The 4,189-nt window shown below is 45.6% G+C and carries 4 protein-coding genes and 1 pseudogene; 4 read left to right on the forward strand and 1 reads right to left on the reverse strand.

All coding sequences use genetic code 11. The features are described 5' to 3' along the window. The 4 genes and pseudogenes from PGX78_RS06320 to PGX78_RS06335 all read left to right on the forward strand — a co-directional run. Nucleotides 1-188 (forward strand): annotated as a pseudogene (locus PGX78_RS06320) (methionine ABC transporter permease); the annotation flags it as partial. Between the two features lie 14 nt (nt 189-202). Then, nucleotides 203-1,021 (forward strand): MetQ/NlpA family ABC transporter substrate-binding protein, encoded by an 819-nt coding sequence (locus tag PGX78_RS06325; RefSeq protein ID WP_270445931.1) that lies wholly within the window; start codon nt 203-205, stop codon nt 1,019-1,021. Between the two features lie 136 nt (nt 1,022-1,157). Beyond that, nucleotides 1,158-2,246, forward strand: a complete 1,089-nt coding sequence (locus PGX78_RS06330) for a uroporphyrinogen decarboxylase family protein (RefSeq protein ID WP_270445932.1) — start codon at nt 1,158-1,160, stop codon at nt 2,244-2,246. A gap of 4 nt (nt 2,247-2,250) precedes the next feature. Further along, the gene (locus PGX78_RS06335) at nt 2,251-3,126 is read left to right on the forward strand and encodes a uroporphyrinogen decarboxylase family protein (RefSeq protein ID WP_270445933.1); all 876 of its coding nucleotides are present in this window, start codon (nt 2,251-2,253) and stop codon (nt 3,124-3,126) included. A 54-nt stretch (nt 3,127-3,180) separates the two neighbouring features. Here PGX78_RS06335 and PGX78_RS06340 read toward each other — a convergent pair whose 3' ends face one another. Further along, nucleotides 3,181-3,888, reverse strand: coding sequence for a DUF542 domain-containing protein (locus PGX78_RS06340; RefSeq protein ID WP_270445934.1), 708 nt, complete (start codon nt 3,886-3,888; stop codon nt 3,181-3,183). Nucleotides 3,889-4,189 lie beyond the last annotated feature (301 nt).

Here is a 4,189-nt window from a genome sequence, read left to right on the forward strand (position 1 = left end):
TTATCAACCTTCTCGGAGCCACGGCCATGGCCGGTGTTATTGGAGGCGGGGGACTCGGGGCTACGGCCATGATTTACGGATATCAGAACTTTAATGACAAGGTTATGTATTCCATTTGTGTTGTCTTAGTCATTCTGGTATTACTTATTCAGTATATTGGGGACTTTGTCTACAATAAATTAAAATAAAGAGGAGAATGAAGATGAGAAAAAAATTATTACTTTTCACAGCTGTCGTTATGGCAGCACTGGTTATGGTTTTATCGGGATGCGGCAGCTCCGCCGATAAAGGAAGCGCTTCGGGCGATAAGAAGGTCATAAAACTGGGACTCAGAGCTGACGGTGCCGAACGCGCCGAACTCTTACGAGCTCCCTTGGAAAAGATGGGCTATACATTGGAAATCATTCCCTTTGAGGACAGTATTTTACCGAATGTGGCCTTAGGGGAAAAGAGCATTGATGTTAATTGGTATCAGCATCTTCCGTATTTGGAAAGTTACAACAAATCCAAGGGAACGGATTTTGTTATGGTAAAGCCCTATACACATTATGCACGATTCGGCTTGTATTCTGACAAATATAAAGAGGTGAGCCAGATTCCCGACGGTGCCGTTATCGGGCTTTGCAACGATACGACCAACCGTAGTCGCGGCTTGAAGATGCTGGCTGATTTAGGACTTATTACCTTAAATCCCGGGGTAGATAATGCAACGATTTACGATATTAAAGATAACCCTCATCACTTCCAATTCGTAGAGGCTGAAATGACATCCTTAGCACAAGCGATTAATGATTACGGTGCAATTGCTTTGGCATCGGCACATATGGCTAATGCGGGAAAAGATCCGTCGGCGTATCTGGCTGAATCAAAAGACAGCAAGGATTTTGCCTTAGGCTATGTGGTTCGTCCGGAAGACCAGAACGCTCAGTGGGTTCAGGACTTGATTAAGGCTACGCAGACTGATGAAATGAAGGCTTATTTCCAAGAACATGATAAGGGCGCATTAGTTCCTATGTGGTAAGGCGAAATAAGTATAATTGGTTCATATAAATTTATGATGAATTAATGGTTGAGATAGAAAAAATCAATTATAACCGCGTGAGAATGCATGATACAATGAAATTAATAAAAATACTCACGGAAACGGAGTGGTTGTCATGGAATTGATTCGGACGGAAATGACGCCGCGTGAACGGCTTACGGCATATGCGGCGGGGCAAGAGGTAGACAGAATTCCGACAGTATTGACGGCGGCGGAAACCAGTCCCATTCGTTACGGTATCCAAAACAAGGATTATTATTTCTCTGCCGACTTGATGGTAGAAGTGGAATCAAAAATCGCCGAAGATTTCGGTGCCGATAATATGGGCGTAAACGTCGGCTTGCGCGGTGTAGTAGAAGCTTTAGGCGTTTCTGTCGTAACGCCTGAAAACAATGTATCGCATGTAGAAGGTGTCGGTATCGAGTCGTATGAGGACTTGGAACGCATGTCTATTATTGACGTAACCAAGGACGGTCGTTTTCCCATTATGTTGGAGGCCTATAATCGGTTACAGGAAAAATTCGGAAAAACTCATATTATCGGTACCGGTATGGCCGGCCCTTTTACAGTAGCGGCTTTTTTAATCGGTACGGAAAAATTCCTGAAGGATATGGTGAAAAAGGAAAGTGAAATTACAAAACTCCTTCAATTTGCTACGGATAATGTTGTCGCTGCCGGTGAAGGATTGTATAAGCATGCCGGGATTAAACCTTCTATTGCCGAACCGATTATTGCTCGCAACCTGTTATCACCGCGCATGTTTAAAAAGTATGCCGTTCCCTTTATGACTCAAACGGTAGAACGGCTTACGAAGATTTACGGCTCGAAGCCGGGCATGCATATTTGCGGCACAACCCATGATCGGTGGCAGGAAATTGTAGATTTCGGCATATCCGCTTTTTCTGTAGATAATGTTGAAAGTATGACCGATTTGAAAAATCTGTTCGGTGACAGAATAGGGATTATAGGCAATGTCGATCCTGTAGATTTATTGAGAAACGGCACTCCTGAAGATATGAAAAATGAAGTTATACGGTGTCTGAGTGAAGCGGCCGATAATCCCTGCGGCTTTGTATTGAGTCCCGGATGCACCACTCCCGTCGGCACGCCGAAGGAAAACCTGGTGGCGCTGATGAATGCCGCAGCTACCTACGGCAAGGGAGCTAAAAAGGGAGCTATGCCTGAAGGCATGAAGGGGTTATAGGGCAGTGCGAACCTTTGAATGCCCCGTATCGGACAGAGAAAGCTTTATTCAAAAACTTATAGTAAGAGAAGGGTTGCCCGTACCCGATGTATATGGGCAACCCGACTTGATGTTTACCTTGGCAAAGGTGGTTAAGGCAGAAGCACGGGAAGTATTCGTGTTTCTGCCTTTTGATCACGTTACGGAAGTAGCGGCTCTGGGCGGTCGGATTCATGCCGGTGACGAGCTGAGCGGTCCGCGGGGAAAGGCCGGTATATATTCGTCTTTTGGCGACCTTTTGCAGGCAGAGGTGCCGACGAAACTCGGTATAAAGCGAATGGATAATATTGTCGAGCTCTGTGAACGGTGTACTCGAGAGGGACTTCCCGTATTTATAGAGGGCAGCGGTCCAGTCAATGTGTTGTCGGGGCTTATGGAATGGCGGAATTTTGTACGCTGTGCCCGCAAAGATACACGAGGATTGCTGAGGGCCGTAAGTTGTATTAGCGACTTTCTGGTCGAGTATTATACGAACCTCTCTCATGCAGGAGTCGCCGTTATCGGTATTGACGATTCTGTAGGCGATGCCGACTTTCTGGGTGAGCACCGCCTGAAATTGTATGCACGGCATATTTTAAAGCCTTTTTTAAAATCCCTTGGACAAGCCTTGGGTGAGAGGACTCTTATTCACTTATGTCCGAAGGGTACGGTAGCTCTTATTGATGCGGGATGTGCTCGCTTAGTACCTGTAGGGATCGATACGACTCAACAGACATATGAACAAGTTGTACGTGACTGTGTCGGACGCGTAGCTTGTATGGGGCAGTATTGCTACAAGGATATGAAGCGGATAGTCTCTGCCGGCGATGTATGTGCCGTCTCGTGGGATGATGTTGAATAGATATAAAAACGGTATTCCCGATTGCAATCGGAAATACCGTTTTTTGTGTAGTGACTATTCTTCAAAACGCAGGAAGAGGACACTGTTTTCTTTGGCAATATGTAAGAAAATGTCGTCAATCAGTTCGTGCATCTTAGCATACGTAGCCTTAAAGGTAGGACAAGCGTATTCGGGAGGCGTGAAGTTGTTTGTTAAGGCCATAATGGAATGAATGACTTCGCCGGCACCTTCATGTTCGGATACCAATTCGTGAACGCGCTTGGACAGGTGTTTCCGTTCTTTCGGCGATTTTGTTTCGGCTTGCAACATGAGGGGGAATACTTCGCATTCTTCTTCGGCGAAATGTTCTTCCAACTCTGCCCGCAAGAGAGAGAACTGACGGTGAAGTTGCAAGAGCAAATCCTTTCCGTGTTCGTAGTGAACCGTCATAATCTTATTGAGCATGGGCGTGATTTCTTCCCAAAGCTGACGTTCGGGAATATGGTGTGTATCGATGATCAGACGAATAAGGTCTTCCGTACTCATGTCGGCGACACTTTCCGTTTTATCCGGACGATTCCGATAGGCTTCGTAGGCGTCCTGTAATTCCCTTAAAAAGTCGGGCGACAAGCGATGCTCCTTAATAGCTTCGCCTATACTGATGTTGCCGTGACAGCAGTAGTCGACATGTAAGTCATTGAGACGCCGTGTAATATCGGGGAAGAAGGTAACCAGTGTGCCCAGTGTCGTGTCGTTTGTAATGGTAATGCCATTGTTTTCCATATATAACACTTCCTTTGGAAGAAACTTGGAATTTATTTATCTTTCATCATCAGTATATCCGGGAAGGTGAATATTGTATGTAGGAATTACAACAAAAACAGCGAGCACTCTATACGAGAACTCGCTGTTTTAATTATTGTTGCAAGAAAATATTATTCACTCAGGTGTTTTGCGTCGAGTAAGGATAAGACAGTATCCAAGCTTTCGGCTTTAAAAGACGGCGTAGCCGGTTTTTCTTCAAGGCCTGTTAAGATGTAGGCAAGGGCGGCACCGACGCCGGCTTCCAACCCGTCTTCGTCCA

It is taken from the genome of Megasphaera sp. AF13-6AC (assembly GCF_027685385.1).
Taxonomy (GTDB): Bacteria; Bacillota; Negativicutes; order Veillonellales; family Megasphaeraceae; genus Megasphaera; species Megasphaera micronuciformis.